This window comes from Acidovorax sp. (assembly GCF_027492855.1).
Lineage (GTDB): Bacteria > Pseudomonadota > Gammaproteobacteria > Burkholderiales > Burkholderiaceae_C > Acidovorax.
This window is the reverse complement of record NZ_JAPUDY010000108.1, coordinates 55,464-80,571: the sequence shown is the minus strand read 5'-3', so window position 1 is coordinate 80,571 and position 25,108 is coordinate 55,464. Positions and strand designations below refer to the sequence as shown.

The following is a 25,108-nucleotide window of genomic DNA, read 5'->3' as shown; positions in this document are numbered from 1 at the left end:
TCTCCAAAACGCCCCGAACTGAATTCTTTTCAATGTTCTGCAGCGTCACGCACCATTCAGTTGCGATCCTTGAGGGCAGCGATGATGCGCGACAAGGTGCTCGCGTAGCGCAGATGAAAAACCAGTTGGCGCGACAGGCCCATGGCCTCGGTGTACATCCACGCGTTGCGCTGCGGTTTCGCCCGGTAAAAACGCAGCAGCACCGCCAGCTTGCGGCTGCACAGCCGTGCCTGCTGACCATGGTGGCGCGCCATGGCCCGGAGTTCTTGCAAGGTTTTTGTGGTGCCCTGCGGCACGCGGGCGCCCGCGAGCAGGTGGCCCATCACCCCCTGCTCCTGCACTGAAGAGGGGGTTTGCCTACGCTGCCGATGCGGCATCCCTGAATTCCCCGAAGACCCTGGACCTAGAAGAAAGATGGGCAGGATCCTTTGGATGCAACGGCGTTGTGGAAACAGGCGCCCGCCTGCGGCCTCCCGATGAGATACCCCTTCAAGCGCTTCTTCTTCATGTCATATCCCTTGGAGCCCGTTCAAAGTGTTTTTATCGTGCCCGCAAAAACTGCGTCTGCAGGGCATGGACGCGATGAAAAAACTTTGAACAGACCGTCCACATACGCAAACAGTTTCCGCATGAGGATAGGTCCGGGGCTCGCCCACGCCTTGATCCAGCTTCAATGGCTGGTGCAAGGTCACCCTTGTTAACAATCCTGACACGAGATCGCCACACAGGCGTGCCCAGCAGTGCGCAAGGTATGATGCGTGCCCTCTGGAACGTGTTCACGTTCTTGCCCCCCACTGGGCCGGGCCACTACCCTCAGCATTTCCCCATGTCCGCCGGTCTTAATCTCGCCCAGCTCCAGGCTGTCCACTACACCGATGGCGCGTGCCTGGTGCTGGCCGGTGCGGGTTCTGGCAAGACGCGGGTGATCACGCAGAAGATCGCCCACATGATCGAAAAGGGCATGGAGCCCAAGCGTATTGCGGCCATCACCTTCACGAACAAGGCGGCGTCCGAAATGCGCGAGCGCGCGCAGCACCTCATCGGCCGCCGCGCCAAGGAGGTGCTGGTGTGCACCTTCCACGCCCTGGGCGTGCGCATGGTGCGTGAGGACGGCCATGTGCTGGGCCTCAAGCCCCAGTTCAGCATTCTCGATGCCGACGACGTGACGGGCATCCTGAAGGAGGCCTCGGGCGGCACCACCGACATGGCCACGGCGCGGCAGTGGCAGTGGGTGATCAGCAAGTGGAAAAACATGGGCCTGACCTCCGAGCAGGCGCTGGCCCAGGCGGCCGATGACAACGAGCGCATCATCGCCACGCTGATGGCGCGCTATGAGGAGCGCCTGGCGGCCTACCAGAGCGTGGACTTCGACGACCTCATCGGCATGCCGCTGCGCCTGCTGCGCGACTTCCCGGAAGTACGCGCCAAGTGGCAGGCCGCGCTCAGCCATGTGCTGGTCGATGAATACCAGGACACCAACGCCACGCAATACGAGCTGCTCAAGTTGCTGGTGGGCGAGAAGGGCCATTTCACGGCCGTGGGCGACGACGACCAGTCCATCTACGGCTGGCGCGGCGCCACGCTGGACAACCTGAAAAAGCTGCCCATCGACTTCCCGCACCTCAAGGTCATCAAGCTGGAGCAGAACTACCGCTCCACCAGTGCCATCCTGCGCGCGGCCAACAACGTGATCGGGCCCAACCCCAAGCTGTTTCCCAAGACGCTGTTCAGCGAGCTGGGCGAGGGCGAGCCCGTGCGTGTGGTGGACGCCGACAGCGAGGAGCACGAGGCCGAGCGCGCCGTCGCCCGCATCCAGAGCCTGCGCGCGGCCAGCAACCCGCCGCCGGACTGGAAAAGCTTTGCCATCCTGTACCGCGCCAACCACCAGGCCAAGCCGTTCGAGAAGGCGCTGCGCAAGGTCAACATTCCCTACAAGGTGTCGGGCGGCACCAGCTTTTTCGACCGCGCGGAAATCAAGGACCTGTGCGCCTGGTTCCGGCTGTGGATCAACAACGACGACGACCCGGCGTTTTTGCGCGCCATCACCACGCCCAAACGCGGCATCGGCCACACCACGCTGGCCGCCCTGGGCGCGTTTGCCACGCAGCACAAACAAAGCATGTTCGGCGCGCTGTTCAACGGCATGCTGCCCGCCGCCGTGCCCAAACGCGCCATGGACGGACTGCACGAGTTCGGCCGCTACATCAACTACCTGGAGTACAGCGCACGCCGCGTGCACGGCGCCGAAGAGTCGCGCACCTTTCTGAACGACTGGCTCAAAGAGATCGGCTACGAGCAGCACCTGTACGACAACGAAGACAGCGAAAAGGTAGCGGCCGCGCGCTGGAGCAACGTGATGGAGTTTTGCGACTGGATGGCCCAGCGCGCGGGCGGCCAGATCGACGACACAGCAGGTGCGGTGGTGGCCAGGGAAACCAAGAGCTTGCTGGAGGTGTCGCAAACCATTGCGCTGCTGTCCACCATCTCCGAGCGCGAGAAGGACCAGGACATGGTCACGCTGTCCACCCTGCACGCCAGCAAGGGGCTGGAGTGGCCGCACGTGGTGCTGGTGGGCGTAACCGAAGGCATGTTGCCCTTCAAGCTCGACGACGACGAAGGCCGCCAGCACAAGGTGAGCGACGACACGCTGCAGCGCCTGCAAGAGGAACGCCGCCTGATGTACGTGGGCATCACCCGCGCCCAGCGCACCCTGGCCGTGAGCTGGACCAAGCGGCGCAAGAAGGGCCGCGAGATGGTGGCCGCACAACCCAGCCGCTTCATCGCCGAGATGGGCCTGGACAAAACCACGGCCCGCGAAGACCCGCGCGAAAAGCTCAAGGCCCTGCGCGCCGAGTTCGCCGCCAAGAAGGCGCTGGCGGCCAGCGCCCCGCCCGTGGCCTGAGCCGCCCACCCAAAACAAGCCCCACCCATGGCACCATCCCCTACCCACAAACACAGGCAGGCATTGCCACTGGCGCAGACTGCTTTGTTTTTGATAGCTATCAGCGCTTATCCTACAAGCGATAGCAGCCAAAATATTCCACAATCCACCGCAGCCTGCCCCACGGCTGCGGACACAAGCCACCAGCATCTGCAAGGCCGCTGGAACGCAGAGTTAGGCTTGCAGCCCGCTGCGGCGAATGCGCCCACCCCACAGGCGCGCGCAACCGCCACGCTGCAACTGGGCCCACACCCCGAGCTGGCGCAGAGCGTGCGCGGTACAGTGCAACGCGCGGGCACCACGGCCCAGGTCAGCGGCGACGTCGATGACGGCGACCTGACGCTGGAAGAATCGATCAACGGCACCAACATCAGCGCCACCTGGACGGGCCGGGTCGTGGATGGAAGTTGCGGCAAGGAAATACGCGGAACATGGAACAACGCCAACCCCACCCCTTCGGCTCCATCGGCCATTCCGTTCGTGATGCGCAGGCAGGCGGGGTGGCAGTGATGCGCCCTACCGCCCCGACCACCTTGCGGCCCCTGCACCGTGCAGCAGCGCTGGTGCTGGCCACCCTGGCGCCTGCGGGCGCCGCGCTCGCGCAGTCGGCGCCTTCGACAGCCATCACACCTACGGCCGGTGCCGACAGCGCCTGGCGCCGCTGTGCCGCGCTCTCTGGCGACAACCAGGCGCGCCTGGCCTGCTTCGATCAGTGGGCCGCAGGGCAAAGCTGGCAGGCGCCCGGCGCATCGTCCACCGAAACAGCCGCAGCAGCCCCTCCACCCCCCGTGGACACCACCCTGCCCGCCACCCGCGTCATCGACGTGGCACACACCGAAGGCTGCCGCGACCCGCAGTACAGTGATCTCTCGCGCTTCTGGGAGCTGGAGTCGGGCACCGATTGCGGCACCTTCAGCTTCCGGGGCTATCGGCCCCTCACGGTCTCGGTGGTCGCATCGAACTATGTCAACCGCCAACCCACCTCGGACGCGGCCGACCATTCCGCCACCGAATCCACGCCCTACCGCCGCACCGAAAACCGTATCCAGCTGTCCGTGCGCACCAAGCTGGCCCAGGGCCTGCTCACGCAGGGCCACCCCACGCTCAAGGATTCGCTGTGGTTCGGCTACACCCAGCAGTCGTACTGGCAGCTGTTCACCCCCGAAATCTCGCGCCCCTTCCGCACCACCGACCACGAGCCCGAGCTGATTTACGTCTACCCCACCACGGCCCAGTTGCCGCTGGGCTGGAAGTGGCGCTACAGCGGTATCGGGCTGGTGCACCAGTCCAACGGCCAAAGCAAGCCCCTGTCGCGCAGCTGGAACCGCGCCTACCTGATGACCGGCATGGAGCTGGACAACCGCTTCAGCCTGCGGGCGCGCCTGTGGAAGCGTATTCCCGAAAGCGCTAACAGCGACGACAACCCCGGCATCAGCGACTACATCGGCCGTGGCGAGTTGGCGCTGTTCTGGAACATCAACCAGGACAACACCGTGGGCGCCACCGTGCGCCACTCGCTGGCCAGCAGCGACCGGGGATCGGTGCGCCTGGAATGGCTGCAAACACTGGGCACCGGCCTTTTTGGCGGCAAGAGCAACCTGCGCCTGCACACCTCCCTGTTCAGCGGCTATGGCGACAGCATGATCGACTACAACCGCAAACGCACCGTGTTCAGCGTGGGGCTGAGCCTGGTGGACTTCTAGAGCACATCCTCCTGAGGCGCTTGCTTGGAGCCCCGCGCTGGGGCAGCGCCAGTTTTGTGCGCTGCGCCCCTCGGCCGGGCCGCGGAGAGCCCGGACGCACAAGGCCCTGGGATTGATTGCTCACAACTTGTTACAGCATCGCCCTCAAGTTTTGCGCGATGGCGCCGATGCGCCGCCACAATGGCACCCGCACCGACACCGGCATGGCGCCCGCGCTGCACCCCTGAAAAGCGTGGCTTTTTGGCCGTAATACCAGCCATTGCCCACACCGTGCGCCCTCGACAATGCCGACAGAGAGGAACACCCCCATGGACATGCAATACCAGCTCAAGGCAGGCAGCTACTACCTGTATGACATGCGCGACACGCCCAGCGCCGTGACGGGTGAACGCCGCTTCAAGCTCAAAACCGACACGGTGGCCATTGCGTTCGACAAGCACACGGGCGAGGTGCACCAGCACGGCAGCCCCACGCGCATCCAATCGTGGGCCAACAACACCCGTCGCCGCCTGCGGGCCGCAGGCGCACAAGACGTGGCCAACGACATCGTGGTGGTGTCGGGCCCACTGCCCGTGGACGAACTCAACAAGTGCCTGTGGGTGCGCGGCTATGTGCGCCGCATGTTCTCGCGCCTGGCCACCCTGCCCCACGGCAAGCTGCAACGGCCCGCTGCCGAGCCATTTCGCAAGGCGGCCTGACCGCCAGGCCATCTTCTCAGCCTCTCAAAACTCCCGCCAGGGCCGCAGATTGCGGCCCTTGTTTTTTTGGGCTCAGGCCTCGGCGTCTCCCGCATCGGCATGCTTGACGATGGTCACCGGCACCGGGCTGACACGCGCCACCTCCTGCGACACCGAGCCCAGCAGCGCACTGCTGATGGCCCCTTGCCCCTTGGCACCAATGACGATCATGTCCGAACCCGAGTTCTCGATCATGTCCACCAGCGTGTGCGCCACATCGCCCATGCCCACATCGGTTTCGTAGGCGACGCCAGCGGCGTCCAGCAGCGCACGCGCCGAGGCCATCAGATGCTCGCCCGCCTCCAGGCTGGCAGCGGCGATCAGGTCCGGGTCGCGGGTGGTCACCAGCTCGTACAGCGTGGCGGGCTCTTGCACATTGGCCAGCACCATGCTCGCCTTCAGCCCCTGGCGCACCAGGGCCAGCGCGTGGTGCACAGCGTCCAGCGAGAGTTCGGAGCCATCCACGGCAATCAGGATCTTGAGCATATTGTTCTCCTTGCGATACGGTAAGGTCAGTGTAGCGATAGCACGGGTGGGACCCGCCCCATACCCTTGAGCCAAATCAGGGTAGGCGGTCTGGGACAATGCACCCCATCATGCTGCAGTTCGACCTTCTCAAAACCGACCCCACCAGCCACGCACGCCGTGGCACGCTCACGCTCAACCATGGCGTGGTGCAAACCCCCATCTTCATGCCCGTGGGCACCTATGGCACCGTCAAGGGCGTGATGCCGAAGAGCCTGCACGACATGGGCGCACAGATCATCCTGGGCAACACCTTTCACCTGTGGATGCGGCCGGGCCTCGATGTGATGCAGAGCTTTGGCGGCCTGCACGGCTTTGAAAAATGGGACAAGCCCATCCTCACCGATTCAGGCGGTTTCCAAGTGTGGAGCCTGGGCGCCATGCGCAAAATCACCGAAGAGGGCGTGACCTTTGCCAGCCCCGTCAACGGCGACAAGCTCTTCATGTCGCCCGAGGTGAGCATGCAGATTCAGACCACGCTCAACTCCGACATCGTGATGCAGCTCGACGAGTGCACGCCCTACGAAACCAAGGGCCACCTCACCACCGAGGCCGAGGCACGCAAGAGCATGGAGATGAGCCTGCGCTGGGCTCAACGTAGCAAAGACGAGTTCCACCGCCTGAACAACCCCAACGCACTTTTTGGCATCGTGCAGGGCGGCATGTTCAAGAACCTGCGCCAGGAGTCGCTCGAACGCCTGGTCGAGATGGATTTCCCAGGCTACGCCGTCGGCGGCGTGAGCGTGGGCGAGCCCAAGGACGAGATGCTGGACATCATGGCGCACACGCCGCACCGCCTGCCCGCGCACAAGCCCCGCTACCTGATGGGCGTGGGCACGCCCGAAGACCTGGTGCAGGGCGTGGCCGAAGGCGTGGACATGTTCGACTGCGTGATGCCCACACGCAATGCGCGCAACGGCACGCTGTTCACCCGCTTTGGCGACCTGAAAATCCGCAACGCGCGCCACAAGGCCGACCACCAGCCCCTGGACACCAGTTGCACCTGCTACGCCTGCGCGGGCAGCTCGGGCGTGGCGTGGGACGACGGCGGACGGGGCGGTTTCAGCCGCGCCTACCTGCACCACCTGGACCGCTGCGGCGAAATGCTGGGCCCCATGCTCACCACCGTGCACAACCTGCACTACTACCTGAACCTGATGCGCGAGGTGCGCGAGTCGCTGGACGCTGGGGCCTTTGCGCAGTTCCGCGCACGCTTCAAGGCCGAGCGGGCGCGGGGCGTTTGAGCGCAAGCGTGCCGCAATTTGCTATATATTTGATAGCATTTTGCGCTTGATACCAAAGCGCTAGAGGCCAAAACGACAAAGCCCCCTGCCATCGATGATGGCAGGGGGCTTTTTGGGGTGCGAATCAGTCGCGCAGTTCAGGCGGCAGCGAGCCGCCATTGGCCGCGATGCTGCGCATCACCTGCTTGTGCAGCCAGATGTTCCAGGCCGCCGAGCCGGGCTCATCGCTGCCGTTGTAAAGCAGTTCGGCAGCCAGTTCCTTGCGTGCGGACATGCTGCTGTCCAGGCCCAGCAGCTTGAGCAGATCAACGATGGAGGTGCGCCAGTTCAGCGCACTGGCGCCAGGCATGGCGTCCAGGATGGGTGCCACATCCCCCAGCGGGATGGATGCAGGCGCCGCAGGGGCTGCAGGCGCTGCTGCGGCGGCCGATGCCGGTGGCGCGGCCACGACGACTTCAGCAGCGTTGGCCGACGGAAAAATCTTGGAAAAGATATTGGAGAAAAAACCCATATGGACTCCCACAAAGACGTTGAGGTTGGTCTGACACACGGCACCGGGGGTTAAAAAAGTATTGACAATTTCAACCCGCCGCCGTCTCCCTTTGTATCACGCAGAGGTTGCAGGAGTCTGCACAGGCGCTGCAGGCTGGTTGCGCTGGCCGACCTGCGCGCCCGTGCCGCAGGCATGGCAGAACAGCGCAAACGCACTCTTGCGGGTGCTGCAGTGGCCACAGTGGTCAAACAAGCCAATGCCGCAGTGTGGGCAGAAGTCCACTTTCTCGTTCTTCAGATCCACCGGGCGCTCGCAACCGGGGCACACACTTTTGGCCAGGCGCGCCAGGGCCACGTCGTAGCTCAGCTCCTTGCGGCGCTCCTGGTCGGGCAGCGACTCGGCCAGTTTCTGGCGCTCCAGATAACGATTGAGCGCCAGGATGGCATAGCGCCCCACCACGGCGGTGACGACAAGACCCACCACAAAGCGCACATAGCCGCCGTAGCTGGGCAGGTAGGGCACCAGCTCCACAAAAAACGCAAACAGCGCAAAGAAGATGAAGCCCCACACAAACGGCCAGTAGGTGCCCTTGCGCTTTTTGACGAACAACCAGCCCGCAATGGCCAGCAGCGGCAGCGTGAGGGCCAGGCGGTACAGGAACACGCGCAGCTCGACCTTGCGGCGCTCCACCTCCAGCTTGACGTAGCCGTCAGCCTCCATTTGGTTCAACTCTTCCTGCCTGGCCGCTACCGCCTGCCGGGCGTCCAGCGCGGCCTGCTGCTGCACCTCGACAGCCTGCTGGGTCTTGCGCTCGGCGAGCTTGAGCACATCCAGCGCCTGGGTGCGCGCCAGCACTTCGGGGTCCTGGTCGGCGCGTTGCGTGGCGCTGCGCGTAGCGAGCCAGTTGCTGAAGGTTTCGCGCGCAGCCAGGGTTTCGCTGCGGGCCTTGCTGCGCTGCAGTTGCGCCTGCTCCAGCGCCGTCTGCGCATCCTGCTCGGCTTGGCGAGATTCCTTGATCTGCGCGCGCAGTGTGTCGGCTGCGCCGCGGTCCATGAAGTCATCCACCTGCAGCGGCGTTTCGACCTTGGGCAGGTCGCCCACGATGGTGCCGCCCAGGCCAATGAGGAAACCGGCAAACACCAGCGCCACCAGCCATAGGCCGCGGCGGAACCACTTTTCGGACAGTCGCAAGGATTTGCTCATGATCAACCCCTCTTCAAATACTATCAATTCAATAGCTATTAGCGCTTATCAATAAAGCGCCAGCAGCCATTTTGAATCAGTTTTTCAGAACCACCGTCACCGGCGCTGCTGCCAACTGCGCCCGTGGCATCCAGGCCAGCACCGAATCCACCGTCACGGTTTCGATGCGGTCCGAAAACCGCTTCTCGTTGGGGTGGTCGTCAAACGCAATGTTGGCCGAGCCCACGCGCCCGCCCATGCGGGTGAGCGGGCCGATCTTGAGCGCGGTGGGCTCGTAGCCCTTGAACCGCAGCCAAGACTGCGCCTGCTCGCGCGAGCGCACGGTGGTGGGCTCCATGGCCAGGGCCAGCGTCTCCAGCGCCCACTGGTTGGACTGCTGGTATTTGCGCCCCCAGGCATAGCTGACCATGCTGTAGGGCGAATGCTGCAGCACCTTGGTGCGGTCCTTGTCCTGCAGCACGGCCAGCAGGCGCTGCTGCACCTCGGGCGTGGGCACGGCATACACGGCCTCATAGCGCCACAGGTCGTCGAGGAAGAACTCGCCCAGCCCTTGGCGGTAGAGATGCCCCACCGCCGTGCCGCACTCATTGAGCTTGTGCGCCACGCGCCACGGCCCCTCGGCCGTTTTGTAGGCCCAGCCGAAGTGCGAGTAGCGCAGGTTGTATTTGCTCAGATCCTGCCCTGCACGGGCCAGCACCACCACCTGCGTGCCCGCGCGTGCATGCTCGGCATCCAGCGCCACCGAGGTCTGCTCGGCCAGCTTCATGCCGCGCTCGATCACCTGCGGGGGCACGGGTTTTTGCGACTCGCACGAGCGCCCTGCGTGGGCCGGGTTGGCGGCCAGCAGCGCGGTGCCCGCAAGGAACACCAGGCCCACCACGGCAGGGATGCGCTGCGGATGGAAAACACCAAAGTTCAGAGCTTTCTTCATGTCGCGGCCCCTCACAGGCGCTCGTTGTGCAGCAACGCACGGCCGATGGCGTTGGGCACAAAGGCAATGGCTTCGCCTGCGGCAGACAGCACCACGCCCGTGCTGATCACGGTGCAGGTCACCACCGTGCCCACGGCATAGGCCGAGCCCGCCACGCCGCGCCCCACCACCTCCACGCTGACCTGCGCGCCGTCGGAGGCGCGCTCCAGCAAATACACCGTGCCCACAGCCGAGGCCTCAACGGCCTTCACGCTCAACACCGCGCCGCCCACCGACAGCGCGGCAGGCACCGCCACCACCGCGCCAGCAGCCGCGGATGCCACCGAGGCCGTGCCCACCACCGAGGCCACGGGCAGCAGCGACAGCGCGGCCGAGGCCTCGCTCTGGGCATAGGCCGGAGCGGCCACCATGACGGTGCACAACGCCCCTGCCGCGAGCAGGGCGCGCGACAGGCGGGCGATACCAGACTTGGTCGTTGAAGTAGCCGAAAACACTGCGTTCATCATCATTCACTCCTCAAAATGCGGCCCTCCCGCGCCCCAAGGGCGCCAGGCAGATCAGGCCGCAAAAACAGAAAAAAAGAGAGACAGAAAAACCCGGCGCACGGGCGGCGGATACCGCCTGTGCAGCCCCTTCAGCAATATCAGTGCTGTGCGTTGCTGGCAGCCGACTGGGCGGCTTCGCGGCGGCCTTGCAGGCGGGCCTCCATCAGGTCGGCCTCATGGCGGTCACGCAGCATCTTGGCCAGCGTGAAGGCGGTGGTGATCAGGTACAGCCAGCTCACCCCCAAAAACGCCTTGTAGGTGATGTTGATGTCCATGCCCATCAGGCCCCAGCCCGTGAGGCCCATGGCCACCACAAAACCGCCCCACACCACCAGCTTCCACATCGGCGTGTCGCCTGCGCCACGGCGCGATGCGCTCTCGTTGTCCCGCACGAACTTGGCCAGCACAAACGCGGCCGAGAGGCAGAACACATAGCCCATCACCATAAAAGCCTGCTCCAACTGCGCACCGGGCAGCCATGCCAGGCCCACAGCGCACAGAAAAACCGCAATGCCGAACGAGACCCACACCTGCAACTGCCAGGCCTTGGTATCACGCTGAACAACGATGGGAGAAGAGGACATTGCCTTGGTGCCCCTGAGGGCGTTGGTTGAACACGGAACGAATAGTGCCCAGACGTAACTTGCGTGTCTGCGTTGAACCGTAACAGTGGCTACCCGCAAGCTCATCGGTATCGTTTTTCGATACTTTTTCCTGAAAATTCTGTTGTTTGCACCCGACTATCGCCACCGAGGCAAAATTTAGAACACCAGCAACCGCTCGGCACCTGCGCGACAGAGCCCGCCCGGCGCGCCACAGACAATGGCGCCCACCCCGGCTGCGGCACCTCCCGCGAGCCCCCCTCCCGAAACATGTTTGACCGATGGAGAGAGACAGACACCATGACCCAGCCCTTTGACCTCGTCGTCCACGGCGCCACCGGCTTCACGGGCCGGCTGGTTGTGGAATACCTGCTGCAACGCTACCCCGCAGGCAGCGGCCTGCGCTGGGCCATGGGCGGGCGCAATGCCGAAAAGCTCGCCGCCGTGCGCGACGAAGTCGGCGCCCCCGCCGACACCCCGCTGATCGTGACCGACACCGGCAACCCCGCCAGCCTGCAGGCGCTGATGGCACAAACCCGCCTGGTGCTGACCACCGTGGGGCCCTACCAGCTTTATGGCAACGAACTGGTGGCCGCCTGCGCGGCAGCAGGCGTTGACTACGTGGACCTGTGCGGCGAGCCCGCCTGGATGCGCCAGATGATCGACGCGCACGAAGCCACCGCCAAGGCCAGCGGTGCACGCATCGTGTTCTCGTGTGGGTTCGACTCCATCCCGTTCGACCTCGGCGTGTACCTGCTGCAAACCGAAATGAAGGCCCGCTTCGGCCACCCCGCCAACCGCGTGCGCGGCCGGGTGCGCAAGATGAAAGGCACCTTCTCGGGCGGCACTGCCGCCAGCCTGAAGGCCACCATGGCCGCATCCGCCGCCAACCCCGCCGTGCTCGAGCTGCTAAAGAACCCGTTCTCGCTCACCCCCGGCTTTGAAGGCCCACGCCAACCCTCGGGCAACAAGCCCATGGTCGATGAGGCCCTGGGCGAGGGAGTCTGGGTGGCCCCATTCGTCATGGCCGCCATCAACACCCGCAACGTGCACCGCTCCAATTTGCTGCTGCAGCACGCCTACGGCACCGACTTCGTGTACGACGAAATGCTCGTCACCGGCCCCGGCGCCAAGGGCGAGGCCATGGCCAATGCCGTGGCGGGCGACAAATCACTGGGTTCGGACCAAGGCCCCAAACCCGGCGAAGGCCCCTCGCGCGAAGAGCGCGAGAACGGTTTCTACGACGTGCTCTTCCTGGGCACCGACATCGCAGGCAACACCCTGCGCGTGGGCGTGAAGGGCGACCGCGATCCCGGCTACGGCTCCACCTCCAAAATGATCACCGAGGCCGCCGTGTGCCTGCTGCAAGACGCCACGAACACCCCCGGCGGCATCTGGACCCCAGCGCCCGCAATGGGCAGCAAGTTGATTGCGCGGCTGCAGGCGAATGCGGGGTTGGGTTTTGCGATCGAGCTCCCTCCGAAAGAGACCAAAGATTGAGCAACGTCAGTTGCCCAGCGCCTCAACCGGCCACGCACTGACGTCACGACACAATTTCCCCCGCACGCCCTGCGCTCCTCTCGGTACACTGAAACGATATGAAGCGCATGGGGGACAGCACGACATGAAGGCACGCAGGCTGGAGAAATTGGGGGGAGCGGTACTTTGCGCCGCGCTTTGCATGGGGCCCGTTGCCGTAATGGCGGGGGTCATTGTCGGCACGGGCGCGGCACCTTCGCGCACATCGCTGGGCGCAACGGACGCGGTGGGTTATTCCGTCTCGGAAAGCAACCCAGGCCACAGCCTGATGTTTCCCTATTTCACGGTGCAGGGCGGCCAGATGTCTGTGCTGCATCTGGTGAATACCGACTCTCAAAACGGCAAGCTCGTGAAGCTGCGCTTTCGCGGCGCGGGGAATGGGGACAGCTTGCTGAGCTTTCTGGTTTTATTGTCTCCGGCAGATGTGTGGACCGGCGCCATCACTGCGGGTGCAGATGGCTTGGCCCAGCTAACAACTTCAGATAACACCTGCACGTTTCCCACCCTCACCAGGGGCATCGCCCAACCCTTCAAGGTGGATAGGCTCAACCCTGCATGGTCGCAAAGCGTGCTGAACAACAACACACGCGAGGGTGCCGTCGAAGCTGTATTGGCAGCCGATATTCCCTCGGCACGTGTTTACGGTGCGCAAGGGAACGAGCGATCAAAGCTGTACGAAGCCATCCGCCTCCTCAGCGGGGCGGCTCCCTGCACGGCAACCGAACCCAGCGCGGCGTTTCTTGGAGACCTGCTCACGAGAGACATCGCCCATGAGAGTGACGCTGCAAGCAACGGCTTGGCGACGCCCTCCGGAGGGCTTGCGGGTACGTGGTACATCATTGACGTTCCCGGCTCCACCACCTTCTCTGGTGCCGCCAAGGCCGTGCGCGCAGTCAATGGAGCAGGAAAGACTGCGCGGGGCAATTTCGTCTTGTTCCCGCAAACCGATGCTGTCGTGGGACAGCCTGAGCTCTATACATCAGACCCACTGCTGGTCTCCGCAGGTTTCTCGGCCCGCAGCAAGGATGCGGCAGGAAGCACGTCCGCCCCCACGACGGCGCAAGTGATCGAAGCAAAATTTCACGATTTACCGGATCTGTCCACACCCTACTACCTGCCTCCGTCTAACCCCAATGCCCGTAAAACGGCGGGCGACCTGAGCAAACTGCTGGAAACGACCACGATATTCAACCAATACGCCGTGGATGCCAGCATTTCTGCCAAGACAGACTGGATCCTTTCCATGCCCACCAAGCGCTACAGCGTCGGCTACGACTACAGCCAACCGGCTGAATCTGCCTCTGTTTTTTCCGTGGTTGGCGCAGACCGGCAGTATTTTTTCTCATCCGGAGCGGGTCGGACCATCGCGAACAACGCCACCCAGGTATGCAGCCAACATGATGGGTACCGCGACATGGACCGTGAAGGCACAATCAGTTGGCAAGTCCCGGTTGCAACGGCCCCGTCCACGGCTATCCTCAATTGCGGAGTTGTCAGCCTGCTGGCTTTCGGAACAGGCCCTTCGACTTTTTCCAGCTCCGTGTCACGGCACAACCTCACAAGTGTCTTTGCGAATGGGTGGATGTCCATCCCAACTGTCAACGGCGCACCGGACTCCGGGCTCCCGATCATCGGCGGAGCGTTCATCAAGCTGACCAATCCCGGTGCAAGGCCGGGCATCGCCGGGAACTACGGCATCAGCTATCCACATTTGACAAGTCAATAGCCCGAAAACGCGGGCTGCCATGGCCTCACAAGCTGCAGACTCGGCCTGAGCAGTCCCGTGATCGAAAGGTGTGCGGGTCCGAACAGTGAATCGCTCGCGCGCTACAGCGCCAGCGGTAGCTCGGTGCTCGACAACACATTGCGCAGCACCATGAACGAACGCACCTGCCGCACGCCGGGCAGGTAGATCAACTGCTCCGCGTGCAGGCGGTTGAAACTCTCGCTGTCGCGCGTGCGCACCAGCATGAAGTAGTCGAACTCGCCGGTGACCACATGGCATTCCATGCAGCCGGAGATCTTGACGGCCGCCTTTTCAAACTCGGCGAATGACTCGGGCGTGGAGCGGTCCAGCACCACGCCAATCATCACCAGCATGCCCGCGCCCGCGGCCTTGGGGTTGAGCAGTGCCACCACCTTGTCGATGAGCCCCAGGCGCCGCAGGCGCTCCACACGGCGCAGGCAGGCGGGCGCGCTCAGGTGCACTTTGTCGGCCAGGGCCACGTTGGACAACGAGGCGTCGCGCTGCAGCTGACGCAGGATGGCTTTGTCGGTGCGGTCGAGTTCGGGGGAAACATCGGCCTGCGGCACATTCTTGTAACGAACTTTTGTTGCGCACATGGTTGATTTGAAGAAATTTTTATCTTCTTTATTCTGATACCAAAACCCATAACTCCGAAATCAAGGCCAAATTCGCAACCACTTGATGCGCATGTTTTCCTACGATGAAGGCACTGCAAGCCCTGTCTTGCACCCACCTTTGATCGACCGGAGAACCACCGCCATGAACCTGCAGAAATTCGCACGCCACCCGCTCACCTTCGGCCCCTCGCCCATCACGCCGCTGCCGCGCCTGTCGGCCCACCTGGGCGGCAAGGTGCACCTGTATGCCAAGCGTGAGGACTGCAACTCGGGCCTGGCGTTCGGCGGCAACAAAACGCGCAAGCTCGAATACCTGATCCCCGAGGCGATTGCGGGTGGCTACGACACGCTGGTGTCGATTGGCGGCATCCAATCGAACCAGACGCGCCAGGTGGCCGCCGTGGCCGCGCATCTGGGCATGAAGTGCGTACTGGTGCAAGAGAACTGGGTCAACTACTCCGACGCGGTGTACGACCGCGTGGGCAACATCGAGATGAGCCGCATCATGGGCGCCGACGTGCGGCTGGATGCGGCGGGCTTTGACATCGGCATCCGCCCCAGTTGGGAGCAGGCCATGGACGATGTGAAAAAGGCGGGCGGCAAGCCCTTCCCCATCCCGGCGGGCTGCTCTGAGCACCCGTACGGCGGCCTGGGCTTCGTGGGCTTTGCCGAGGAGGTGCGCCAGCAGGAAAAAGAGCTGGGCTTTCAGTTCGACTACATCGTCGTCTGCTCGGTCACGGGCAGCACGCAAGCGGGCATGGTGGTGGGTTTTGCAGCCGATGGCCGCGCACGCAAGGTGATCGGCATCGACGCCTCGGCCAAGCCCGCGCAAACACATGCCCAAATCCTGCGCATTGCGCAAAACACCGCAGAGCTCGTGGAACTGGGCCAGGACATCACCGTAGAAGACGTGGTGCTGGACACGCGCTACGGCGGCCCCGAGTACGGCCTGCCCAACGATGGCACGCTCGAAGCCATCCGCCTGTGCGCACGCCAGGAAGGCATGCTGACCGACCCGGTGTACGAAGGCAAATCCATGCACGGCATGATCGACATGGTGCGCAAGGGCGAGTTCCCCGAAGGCTCCCGCGTGTTGTATGCGCACCTGGGAGGGGTGCCGGCGCTCAACGCCTACAGCTTTCTTTTTCGCAACGGCTGATCATTCATCCACAGCCCACGAAGAGCAGGAGTACCTGGCCCGGCTGGCCGGGCTCTCGCTGATCTGATGGCGATTCAGCCCGCTGCGGGCGGGTGCCTCCGATCTACACAAAAAAACAAACCGTTCACGCTGAGCCCGTCGAAGCGCCGCGCGAGGCTTCGACAAGCCTGTCCTGAGCCTGTCGAAGGGCTCAGCCCGAACGGTTTGATGTGATCGAACGCGAATCCGTATGTATCAAGCCACCAGCAGCTTTTGCACCCGCTCGCGCAGCAGCGTGGGCTGCACCTCGGCCGAGGCCACCGCAGGGCCCACGTTGAGGCCCACGCGGCTGTAGAAACCCCGGCGGAACGGCCGCACCATGGCGCCGCCCTGCTCGATGCGGCTGAAGTACGAGCCCCACAGGTTGGTCAGCGCCATAGGGATCACCGGGGCCTCGATGCCCTCGGCGCGCGCACGCTCGATGATCTTCATGATCCCGCCCTTGAACTCCTGCAACTGCCCATCGCGGGTGATGCCACCTTCAGGGAAGATCGCCAGCAGGTCGCCGTCTCGCAGCACCTGGGTCGCGCGCTCGAAGGCGGCTTCATAGGTGGCGGGGTCTTCCTTGTAGGGCGCGATAGGGATGGCCTTGGCCAGGCGGAACAACCAGCCCAGCACCGGCACGCGGAAGATACGGTGGTCCATCACAAAGTAGATGGGGCGCGGGCTGGCGGCCATCAGCAACACGGCATCGACAAAACTCACGTGGTTGCAGGCCAGGATGGCCGCACCGGCCGAGGGCAAGTTCTCGTCGCCTTGCACCTTGAAGCGGTACACAAAACGCGACGACATCCAGGCCACGAAGCGCAGCAGGTACTCGGGCACCAGCATGAAGATGTAAAACGCCACCACCGCATTGGCCAGCCCGGTGAACAAAAAGATCTGCGGCACCGTGAAGCCCGCGCCGAGCAGCGCGCCCGCGATCAGCGAGCTGGCGATCATGAACAACGCGTTCAGAATGTTGTTGGCCGCGATGATGCGCGCGCGGTGCGTGGGCTGGCTGCGCATCTGGATCAGCGCATACATGGGCACGCTGTACAGGCCGGCGAACAGGCTGAGCAGCAACAGGTCCAGCATCACACGCCAGTGTGCGCCCTGGGCCATGAACGCCGCCAAGCCCATGATGTCGGACGCTGGCAGGCTGCGCGAGGCGAAGTACAGATCGATAGAAAAAACGCTCATGCCGATGGCGCCGAGCGGCACCAAGCCGATCTCGACATGGCGGCGCGAGAGCACCTCGCACAGCAGCGAGCCGATGCCGATGCCGATGGAAAACACCACCAGCAGCAGCGACGCCACCTGCTCGTTGCCATGCAGCACGTTTTTGGCCAAGCTAGGAAACTGCGACAAAAACACCGCGCCGAAAAACCACATCCAGCTGATGCCCAAGAGCGAGCGGAACACCACGATGTTGCCGTGCGCGAGCTTGAGGTTGCGCCAGGTTTCGGTGAAGGGATTCCAGTTGATGGTAAGGCCCGGATCGGTGGCAGGCACCGAGGGAATGAACTGCGCCACCGCGCGCCCGATGAGCGCAGCCACCACGCAGGCGATCGCCACCGTGGTGTGACCGATGCCGGGCAACGCCACCAGCAGGCCGCCCGCCACATTGCCCAGCAAAATGGCCACAAAGGTGCCCATCTCGACCATGCCGTTGCCACCCGTGAGCTCACGCTCAGTGAGCACCTGGGGCATGTAGGCAAACTTCACCGGCCCGAACAAGGTGGAGTGCACACCCATCAAAAAAGTGCACAGCAGCAGGATAGGCACGTTGCCCGCAATGAACCCGCCCGCCGCCACCAGCATGATGGCGATCTCCAGGTTCTTCACGAAGCGGATCATCTTCGTCTTGTCGTACTTGTCGGTGAGCTGGCCCGAGGTGGCCGAGAACAGCAAAAACGGCAGGATGAACAGCGCACCGATCACCAGCCCGGCCATGGCGGGTGGCAACCAGTCCACGCTGAGCTGGTAGGTCACCATCACCGTGAAGGCGAACTTGAACAGGTTGTCGTTGGCCGCGCCGGAAAACTGCGTCCAGAAGAACGGCGCAAACCGCCGCTGGCGCAACAGGGCAAACTGGTTCGGGTCCTCATGCGTTGGCGCAACGCTGGCTGAGGGGGTCTCTGGGTGCATGCGTTTCTCCTCGTTCCCGGTGGGTTGGCTTTGGGTTGTGTTGGTCTTTGCGTTGCCCGCCATCAGGCACATGGCCTGCGGGCGACACCCACCGTGTGGGCGCCATTCTGCCCGCATGCCGTGACCTGCGGCGCACCTTTGTGACGCAACGCCGCCAGGGCCGACAGCACCGGCCAGGCTGCGGCGGCCGCCACCACATGCTTGAGGCTGTGGCCCGACGCCCACTGCGCCGTGGCATCGAACACCGCGTGGTCTGCGGCCTCAAAGAGCTTGGCCAGCGCATACAGCGCCATCACCGCACCCAGATGCAATGCCAGCGCGCCCTCACGGCAGGGCAGGCAAGCCAGGGCCACCACCACCAGCATGCCGCCCAGTTGCACCACGGCCCAAGGCAGCAGGTTGCCGCTGTGCGACCACCACACCACGGCCAGCGGCCCCGCCAGCAGCACGGCACTCGCCGTGGCCCACCCGGCCCGTGCGCTCACGCGGCTAGCCGCCGCCAGGCCCAGCAGGCCCGCAAACGGCAGCACCATGCCCAGGCGGTCCCACAGCAGGCCCGCATCCTGCGGCTGCCAGTGGTAGAGCATGGAGCCTGCGGCCGTGCACAACAGCCCCACAAAAAAGAGCGTGGTCAGGGCGCGCGATGCGCCGTCCAGCGTGCCCGGTGCCACGCGGCGCAGCGCCACCAAACCCCACAGGCCCGCGATGGCAAATGGCAGGTTGCTCAGCACGTCCAGTGCGCAAGGGATGCCCCACAGCGCCCGCTGGTCGGCAAACGCATGCTGGTGCTCGCTGGCGGGCAGCACCGGCCCTAACAAGGCCAGCGCCAGCAGCGCGGCCACGGCCAGCAGCAGGCCGGTTTCGGTGCGGCTCAACGCCTGGCGGCGCGGGGGGCAAGGGGATACGGCAAAGGTCATGGTCGTTGCATCCGTAGGTAGTGGTCGATGCCGCGCAGTGTGTGCAGCCGGTGGCCTTCGCGGGTCAAAAAGTCGCTTAAAGGGCTACCCAATCCACCCTGGGTATTGATAATCGATACCCATGAGCACCACCGCCGACCTCGTCACAGCCCTCAAGAAGGAACTCAAAACCGCACAGATGACCTATGCCGACCTGGCGCAGGCCCTGGGCATGGCCGAATCCAGCGTGAAGCGCATGCTGGCCAAGGGCGACATGCCGCTGTCGCGCATCGACGCCATCTGTCGCGCGCTGGCGCTGGACTTTGCCGACCTGGCGCGGCGCGTGGCCGATGAACAGCCCTTGCTCAAAGAGCTGACGCAAGAGCAGGAAAAAGCGGTGGTGGGCGACAAGAAGCTGCTGCTCATGGCCATCTGCGTGCTGAGCCAGTGGACGCTGGAGCAGGTGACGGTCAACTACCGGCTGACCGAGGCCGAGGGCATCAAATACCTGGCACAGCTTGATCGCATCGGCATCATCGAGCTGCGGCCCCTGAACCGCTACCGGCTCAAGCTGGCCAAGACCTTCCGCTGGCGCCCGCACGGCCCGGTGATGAACTATTTTCGCGAGCACGCGCTGCTCGACTACTTCGCAGGTGGCTTTGACGGCCCCGGCGAAGGCGTGCTGCTGGTGCACGGCGCCATCAGCCGCAGCCTGGCACCAGCCTTCATGGAGCGCATGCAGCGCGTAGCCCAGGACTTTGCCCAGCAACACCTGGCCGACCAAAAACTGCCCGACCGCGAGCGCGAGGGCTACACCTTGCTTTTGGCCATGCGCAGCTGGGAGTTCGAGGCGTTCGCGGGAATGAGGCGATGACCTGAAGCTCCCTGAAAAGCCATCGCTACGGTGGGAGTAGGCGTTTTTACTATATTTTTGATAGCTGCTCGCGCTTTATTGATAAGCGCCATCTGCCAAAAACACTTCGAAAACCTGCTGAAATGACCGGCCCACGACCGGTGGTCGAATGGCGCCTGCTTGACGCCATAAACAGAAAACACTATTCTTTAAATAACAAATTTAATTTATTTAAGGATAGTTAAATGAAAACCACCCGCCAACAGCAAGACGCCACCCGCCGCCAGATCGTGGCCAGCGCGGTGGACCTGATGACCCGCCAGGGCTTCGACGGCACGACGATGAAAGACATCGCCCGCGCCGCCGGGATTGGCGACGCCACGATCTACAAATACTTCCCCACCAAGGACCGCATCGTGCTGGGCTACCTGGACGACGTGGCCCACCAGGCACTGGCCGACACGCTGCAGACGCCCGGCTTCACCAGCTACCAGTTGCAGGAGAAGCTGCAGCGCCTGACCGACGCGGTGCTGGAGCGTCTGCTGGCCGACCGCGAATTCGTGGCCCAGGTGCGCATCCTGGCGCGGCGCTCGCCACTGTCGATGCTGGCCGAGCCCCTGGCGACGCGCCAGGGCCTGCGCGAAGCGGTGGTCAGCTTTCTGGAGGCCGCTGAGGCCAGCGGCGAGATCGAGCCCTGCGACTTCAAGGGCCTGGCGGGCGGGCTCTACACCGATTACCTGGCCGGTGTGGTGACCTACTGGCTGGCCGACACCTCCGACGAATTTGCCGACACCACGCAGCTGGTGGACCTGTCGCTCGGCGTGCTGGTGCAGGCGCTGCGCAGCGGGCTCGTCAACCGCGTGCTGCAGTTGGGCGGCTTTGTGCTGCGCAGCCAGATGGCGCGCATGGTGCAGCACGGCAGCGGCCTGATGGGCATGCTGCAACTGGCCAAACAGGCCATGGCCAGCGCACCACCCGGCCACACCCGCACCGCCGCAGCCGCCGGTTCACCGGCTCCGCCAGAGGCCCCAAAACCACCCCGCTCGCCCCGCAAGCCACGCGCCGCCAGCCCCGCAGCCACCGCCAAGCCCGCCGCTGCCCCACGCAAAAGGAAGCCCGCATGAGCCCCGCATCCACCGTGCGCGAAATCCAGGTGCCGACGGGCACGGCCATCCACGCCACCCTGCCCGGCGCGCAGTTCTTCGACGCTTACGAAGTGGCCGACCCCCACCCGGCCCGCAGCGCGCTGCAGACCTGGCTGGACGTGGTGGCCCGCACGCCGCGCTGGGCGCAGCAGCTCATGGCCACGCGCAACAAGCTGGTGCGCCTGGTGGGCCTGAAAGACCTGGGGCAACTGCACGACATGCACCCCAACACCAGCGGCGCCTCCTTGCACGAGGCCAAAAGCTACCGCGTCGGCGACCGCGTGGGCATCTTCCTGATCCGCCACCTGAGCGACACCGAGGTGGTGATGGGGCAGGACGACAAGCACCTTGATGTGCAGGTGTCGCTGACCAAACACGCGCCGCTTGGCGGCCGCCCCGCCACGCTCGCCGTCAGCTCCGTGGTGCACATCCACAACGCGCTGGGCCATGCCTATATGGGTGTGGTCGCGCCGTTTCACCGCCGCATTGTGCGTGCCATGCTGCAGCGCCTGGCAGACCATGGCCAGCGCTGATCCGCCGCGCACCAGCCGCCTCGCACGCGGCACGATCACGGGCCTGGCGGCGGCACGCATCGGCATGGCCCAACTGGGGCACCGCGTGCGCACACCATCGGCCCAGGCAAAGGCGCAGGCCGAGCACGAGGCCGCGCTGGGCCGCATCCTGTTTGGCGCCCTCAGCCAGCTGCGCGGCTCGGCGCTCAAGGTGTCGCAACTGCTCAGCATGCACCCCGGCCTGCTGCCCAACGGCGTGCGACAGGAGCTGGCGCGCGCCCACCACCAGGCGCTGCCGCTCAACCGCGCGCTGGTGGGCCGCGTTTTCCGCCAGGCCTTCGGGCAAGAGCCCGAGGCCCTGTTCGACCACTTCGAGCCCACCGCGTTTGCCGCCGCCAGCCTGGGGCAGGTGCACCGCGCGCACCTCGCAGGCCATGGCACGGTGGCCGTGAAGGTGCAGTACCCCGGCATCGCCGCCACCATCGGCAGCGACATGCAGCTCATGCGCACCGCGTTGCGCGCCCTGGCCCACACCGACCTGCCCCTGCCCACCGACACCGTGGTGGATGGCGTGATGAACGAGATCGAGGCCACGCTGCTGCGCGAGGTGGACTACCTGCAGGAGGCCGAGCAACTGCAGTGGTTCGCCCAGCACGCAGCGCTGCCCGGCGTGGCGATGGCCCAGCCCATCCTGTCGCACACGCGGGCCCAGGTGCTGACGCAACAGTTTCTGCCAGGCCAGCATCTGCAAGCCTGGCTGGCCACGCAGCCCTCGCAGGCCCAACGCGACCAGGCGGGGCAGCACCTGTGGGACTGGTTCATGCATTGCATCTTCGTGCTGGGCCGGGTGCATGCCGACCCACACCCCGGCAACTTCCTTTTTGCAGCAGACAGCACGGTGGGCGTGCTGGACTTCGGCTGCACGCGCAGCCTGTCGCCCGGCTTTCGGGACCAGGTGGCGCAGGCATGGTCTGCCCTGCTACGGCCTGCAGCCGACCCGCAGCGCGACGCGCTCGTGCTGCAGGCCTACCAGGCGCTCGGGATCGTCAAGGCCGACCTCACCCTGCAGGCCTACTCCACCGAACTCGCCCCCGCGCTGGCCGAGATGCAGGCCTGGCAGATGGAGCCCTTCACGCAGCCGGTGTTTGACTTTGGCACCAAGACACCGCCTCCCATCACCGCGCCCGAACACCAGCGCATGTTGGGGCGCCACCTGGCACAGGTGCCCAGCGAAATGCCCGCGTTCGAGCGCATGTGGATGGGCCTCATGCATTTGCTCACGCAGATGGGTGCGCGCGTACGCACCCATGCGCCCGGCGTCCGCGCAACCTCTCCCCATTCCTCTTCTTCATGCCCCATGGGCTGACATTCACATCATGATGACGAACACCGCTTTGGTATTGGCCGCCGCTGGCCTCGCCCTGATTGGACTGGGCCACTCTGTCGTGGGCGAATTTCTGGTTTTTCGCCGACTGCGCACACAGGGCGTGGTGCCCACGGGCGGGCGCCCTGTGCTGCAGGAGCAGCAGGTGCGCATTCTGTGGGCCTCCTGGCACCTGGTCACCGTGATGGGCTGGGCCATGAGCGCGTTGCTGTGGCATCTGGGCACGGCGGCGGGCGAAACGCACCTGGGGGCCTGGGTGGCCGATGTGGTCGGGCTGGCCACCCTGGCCAGCGGGCTGCTGGTGTTCTATGCAACGGGGGGGCGCCACCCTGCGTGGGTGGCCTTGCTGGTGGTGGCCGTCCTGGTGTGGTGGCGCTGACCACGCCGCCGCCCCACCGGAAACACAATTTCACAACACTTCGCAATTCGCCTACACCGGCTTGACGCAGCGCCCGCACGATGAAGTCTCCGGTTCCGCAAGGGACCTATCCGAGTGAGGAGTTCATCATGGCCCGCAATGCAATCGCCGCTGTTTCCATCGCCCTGCTGTCGCTGGGTGCCGCCACGGCGGCACACGCGCAGAACGTCCGCGCCACAGTCGTCATCGGGGCGGGCGCGCCCCACTACTACCAAGGCCCGGCGCCGGTGGGGGTGCAGTACCAGGCGCCACCACCGCCCCGCTACGAGGCCATGCCCCGCCCGCGCCGTGGCATGGCCTGGGTGCCGGGCCACTGGGAGTGGCGCGGCCATCGCCATGTCTGGCAGCAAGGCCACTGGATCAAGGCCCGCGCGGGCTACCACTACCGCGAGCCGCGCTGGGTAGAGCGCGGGGGCCGCTGGAACATGCAGCCCGGCGGCTGGGACCGTGACCGGGACGGCGTGCCCAACCGCTACGACCGCCGCCCGGACAACCCGTACCGCCGCTGATACCGCCAGCGCGCCGGTTCACTCAGACCCACTGCAACTCGGCGCGGCCCAGGCCAGGGAAATCGGCCACCACCCGCGTGCCCGGCGCCACCATCACGGTGCCGGTGCACGAGCCAGTGGTCACCCACTGGCCCGCGCGCAATCCGCCCAGACTGTGCGCGCCTTCGTTGGCCAGCCACGCCAACAGCCGCAACGGATCGCCCGCCGGGTTGCCCCAGGCTGCGTGCTGCACTGCCACCGCGCCGTTCACCGACAAGGTCACCGCCTGGGCCAGGGGCCGCAGCGCGGCAATGCCCGCCCCATCCACCACGCCCGTGCCCACGATCAATGCGCCGTGGCAGGCCTGGTCGGCCAGGCGGCTCCACTCGCCCTGTTGGGCCCAGGCGGCAAACCGCGTGTCGCACACCTCGATGGCGGCACGCACCGACACCACGGCGGCCAGCACCTCGGCCGGGGTGTAGGGCGTGGCGCGGGCGGGCAGGTCGGCACCCAGCTCGTACACCAGTTCTGCCTCCACGCCCAGCACGGCAAAGTCTGTGGCGGGCAGATGCACAGCGGCCTGCCCGGCCGGCGCCACCCACACCGAATCGCGGGTAAGCGCCGCACGCGCAGGCAGCGCCAGGGGCGACGATGCGCCCACCTTCCAGCCCGCGACCTCGCCGCGCTCGTGCACCACGGCATCCTGCACGGCATAGGCCTGTGCCGCGTTCTGCGGGCGCAGCGCAGCGGGCAGGTCCAGCGGCCGAGGGGTGCGCCCTTGGCGGGCCATGGTGAGAACGGCCGCACTGGTCTGCGGGTCGAAGGCGGTATCGGGCATCAGGGCGTCCTGTGAGAGCGTGTTTCGGCGGATTATGGCCACCTGCCACCGTGGCCAGCGGCAGCCTTGCATCAGCAACGATTGCGGTCCATTAGCGCCAAAGAGCCGGTTTCTGTGCCGTGGAGGCTCCTAGAATGGCCGCTGCAGGAGAGCAAAGCGGCACCGCCCGCCTTGCACCGAAGGCGCAAACTCCCATACACGCTCAGGTTCCGTACTGCACCATTCAACACAGCCGTCTGGAGAGCCGCCACGAGCACACCGTGGCGCACCGAAGGAGCAAGCCGCGCGCCATGTGGGTGCACGGTGAATCTCTCAGGTACCAAGGACAGGGGGAGCGGCAGCTTGGCGGACGTGCGCCAGCTGTTTGCTATCTATTCGATAGCTTTTACCGCACATCCATCAAGCGCTAGAACCCTAAA

The 25,108-nt window shown here is 65.0% G+C and carries 25 protein-coding genes and 1 riboswitch; of the genes, 14 read left to right on the top strand and 11 right to left on the bottom strand.

What is annotated here, in order from left to right:
• Nucleotides 1-56: 56 nt before the first annotated feature.
• A complete protein-coding gene (locus Q0105_RS21245) occupies nt 57-323 on the bottom strand; it encodes a hypothetical protein (protein WP_298214856.1) in 267 nt (88 codons plus the stop codon).
• A 503-nt stretch (nt 324-826) separates the two neighbouring features.
• Here Q0105_RS21245 and Q0105_RS21240 point away from each other — a divergent pair.
• The 4 genes from Q0105_RS21240 (at nt 827) to Q0105_RS21225 (ending at nt 5,342) form a co-directional block, all read left to right on the top strand.
• Nucleotides 827-2,902 carry a UvrD-helicase domain-containing protein gene (locus Q0105_RS21240; protein WP_298214854.1) on the top strand — a complete coding sequence of 692 codons (2,076 nt, stop codon included), beginning with the start codon at nt 827-829 and terminating at the stop codon, nt 2,900-2,902.
• A gap of 27 nt (nt 2,903-2,929) precedes the next feature.
• Nucleotides 2,930-3,451, top strand: a complete 522-nt coding sequence (locus tag Q0105_RS21235) for a hypothetical protein (protein WP_298214852.1) — start codon at nt 2,930-2,932, stop codon at nt 3,449-3,451.
• Nucleotides 3,451-4,644 (top strand): phospholipase A, encoded by a 1,194-nt coding sequence (locus Q0105_RS21230; RefSeq protein WP_298214961.1) that lies wholly within the window; start codon nt 3,451-3,453, stop codon nt 4,642-4,644. Before Q0105_RS21235 ends, Q0105_RS21230 begins: the two co-directional genes overlap by 1 nt.
• A 308-nt stretch (nt 4,645-4,952) precedes the next feature.
• Entirely contained in the window at nt 4,953-5,342 is a 390-nt protein-coding gene (locus Q0105_RS21225) for a hypothetical protein (protein WP_298214850.1), read from the top strand.
• 72 nt (nt 5,343-5,414) lie between these two features.
• Here Q0105_RS21225 and Q0105_RS21220 read toward each other — a convergent pair whose 3' ends face one another.
• Nucleotides 5,415-5,867: a universal stress protein gene (locus Q0105_RS21220; RefSeq protein ID WP_298214848.1), complete on the bottom strand. Its 453-nt coding sequence runs from the start codon at nt 5,865-5,867 to the stop codon at nt 5,415-5,417.
• Nucleotides 5,868-5,977: 110 nt separating this feature from the next.
• On the opposite strand from Q0105_RS21220, the gene tgt reads away from it, so the two are divergent.
• Entirely contained in the window at nt 5,978-7,150 is a 1,173-nt protein-coding gene (gene tgt / locus Q0105_RS21215; protein ID WP_298214959.1) for a tRNA guanosine(34) transglycosylase Tgt, read from the top strand.
• A 124-nt stretch (nt 7,151-7,274) separates the two neighbouring features.
• On the opposite strand, the gene Q0105_RS21210 is transcribed toward tgt, so the two are convergent.
• From Q0105_RS21210 to Q0105_RS21190, 5 genes are all read right to left on the bottom strand, one after another.
• Nucleotides 7,275-7,661, bottom strand: a complete 387-nt coding sequence (locus Q0105_RS21210) for a DUF3597 domain-containing protein (protein ID WP_298214847.1) — start codon at nt 7,659-7,661, stop codon at nt 7,275-7,277.
• 96 nt (nt 7,662-7,757) lie between these two features.
• Nucleotides 7,758-8,846, bottom strand: coding sequence for a zinc ribbon domain-containing protein (locus Q0105_RS21205; RefSeq protein WP_298214845.1), 1,089 nt, complete (start codon nt 8,844-8,846; stop codon nt 7,758-7,760).
• Nucleotides 8,847-8,922: 76 nt separating this feature from the next.
• Entirely contained in the window at nt 8,923-9,777 is an 855-nt protein-coding gene (locus Q0105_RS21200) for a DUF2145 domain-containing protein (RefSeq protein ID WP_298214843.1), read from the bottom strand.
• Between the two features lie 11 nt (nt 9,778-9,788).
• On the bottom strand, nt 9,789-10,283 hold the full coding sequence (locus Q0105_RS21195) for a hypothetical protein (protein ID WP_298214841.1): 495 nt from the start codon (nt 10,281-10,283) through the stop codon (nt 9,789-9,791).
• A 137-nt stretch (nt 10,284-10,420) separates the two neighbouring features.
• A complete protein-coding gene (locus Q0105_RS21190; RefSeq protein ID WP_298214839.1) occupies nt 10,421-10,906 on the bottom strand; it encodes a YiaA/YiaB family inner membrane protein in 486 nt (161 codons plus the stop codon).
• A 318-nt stretch (nt 10,907-11,224) separates the two neighbouring features.
• Here Q0105_RS21190 and Q0105_RS21185 point away from each other — a divergent pair, with 318 nt between their 5' ends.
• Nucleotides 11,225-12,424, top strand: coding sequence for a saccharopine dehydrogenase NADP-binding domain-containing protein (locus Q0105_RS21185; RefSeq protein ID WP_298214836.1), 1,200 nt, complete (start codon nt 11,225-11,227; stop codon nt 12,422-12,424).
• A gap of 124 nt (nt 12,425-12,548) precedes the next feature.
• Nucleotides 12,549-14,189, top strand: a complete 1,641-nt coding sequence (locus Q0105_RS21180) for a surface layer protein NpdA (RefSeq protein ID WP_298214834.1) — start codon at nt 12,549-12,551, stop codon at nt 14,187-14,189.
• Between the two features lie 101 nt (nt 14,190-14,290).
• On the opposite strand, the gene Q0105_RS21175 is transcribed toward Q0105_RS21180, so the two are convergent.
• A complete protein-coding gene (locus Q0105_RS21175; protein WP_298214833.1) occupies nt 14,291-14,806 on the bottom strand; it encodes an Lrp/AsnC family transcriptional regulator in 516 nt (171 codons plus the stop codon).
• Between the two features lie 163 nt (nt 14,807-14,969).
• On the opposite strand from Q0105_RS21175, the gene Q0105_RS21170 reads away from it, so the two are divergent.
• Nucleotides 14,970-15,986 (top strand): 1-aminocyclopropane-1-carboxylate deaminase, encoded by a 1,017-nt coding sequence (locus tag Q0105_RS21170; protein WP_298214831.1) that lies wholly within the window; start codon nt 14,970-14,972, stop codon nt 15,984-15,986.
• 234 nt (nt 15,987-16,220) lie between these two features.
• On the opposite strand, the gene Q0105_RS21165 is transcribed toward Q0105_RS21170, so the two are convergent.
• Nucleotides 16,221-18,155, bottom strand: a complete 1,935-nt coding sequence (locus tag Q0105_RS21165; protein ID WP_298214829.1) for an MFS transporter — start codon at nt 18,153-18,155, stop codon at nt 16,221-16,223.
• Nucleotides 18,156-18,217: 62 nt separating this feature from the next.
• Nucleotides 18,218-19,072, bottom strand: a complete 855-nt coding sequence (locus Q0105_RS21160; RefSeq protein ID WP_298214828.1) for a hypothetical protein — start codon at nt 19,070-19,072, stop codon at nt 18,218-18,220.
• Nucleotides 19,073-19,193: 121 nt separating this feature from the next.
• On the opposite strand from Q0105_RS21160, the gene Q0105_RS21155 reads away from it, so the two are divergent.
• From Q0105_RS21155 to Q0105_RS21130, 6 genes are all read left to right on the top strand, one after another.
• Nucleotides 19,194-19,925, top strand: a complete 732-nt coding sequence (locus Q0105_RS21155; protein ID WP_298214826.1) for a helix-turn-helix transcriptional regulator — start codon at nt 19,194-19,196, stop codon at nt 19,923-19,925.
• Between the two features lie 224 nt (nt 19,926-20,149).
• Entirely contained in the window at nt 20,150-21,028 is an 879-nt protein-coding gene (locus tag Q0105_RS21150) for a TetR family transcriptional regulator (protein ID WP_298214824.1), read from the top strand.
• A complete protein-coding gene (locus Q0105_RS21145) occupies nt 21,025-21,582 on the top strand; it encodes a DUF2867 domain-containing protein (protein WP_298214822.1) in 558 nt (185 codons plus the stop codon). Before Q0105_RS21150 ends, Q0105_RS21145 begins: the two co-directional genes overlap by 4 nt.
• Nucleotides 21,569-22,927, top strand: coding sequence for an AarF/ABC1/UbiB kinase family protein (locus Q0105_RS21140; protein ID WP_298214820.1), 1,359 nt, complete (start codon nt 21,569-21,571; stop codon nt 22,925-22,927). Before Q0105_RS21145 ends, Q0105_RS21140 begins: the two co-directional genes overlap by 14 nt.
• Before the next feature lie 10 nt (nt 22,928-22,937).
• On the top strand, nt 22,938-23,324 hold the full coding sequence (locus Q0105_RS21135; RefSeq protein ID WP_298214818.1) for a hypothetical protein: 387 nt from the start codon (nt 22,938-22,940) through the stop codon (nt 23,322-23,324).
• Nucleotides 23,325-23,452: 128 nt separating this feature from the next.
• Nucleotides 23,453-23,872 carry a YXWGXW repeat-containing protein gene (locus Q0105_RS21130; RefSeq protein WP_298214816.1) on the top strand — a complete coding sequence of 140 codons (420 nt, stop codon included), beginning with the start codon at nt 23,453-23,455 and terminating at the stop codon, nt 23,870-23,872.
• 22 nt (nt 23,873-23,894) lie between these two features.
• On the opposite strand, the gene Q0105_RS21125 is transcribed toward Q0105_RS21130, so the two are convergent.
• Nucleotides 23,895-24,689 carry a 2-keto-4-pentenoate hydratase gene (locus Q0105_RS21125; RefSeq protein ID WP_298214814.1) on the bottom strand — a complete coding sequence of 265 codons (795 nt, stop codon included), beginning with the start codon at nt 24,687-24,689 and terminating at the stop codon, nt 23,895-23,897.
• A 226-nt stretch (nt 24,690-24,915) separates the two neighbouring features.
• Nucleotides 24,916-25,028, top strand: a riboswitch (glycine riboswitch).
• The last annotated feature ends 80 nt before the right edge of the window (nt 25,029-25,108 follow it).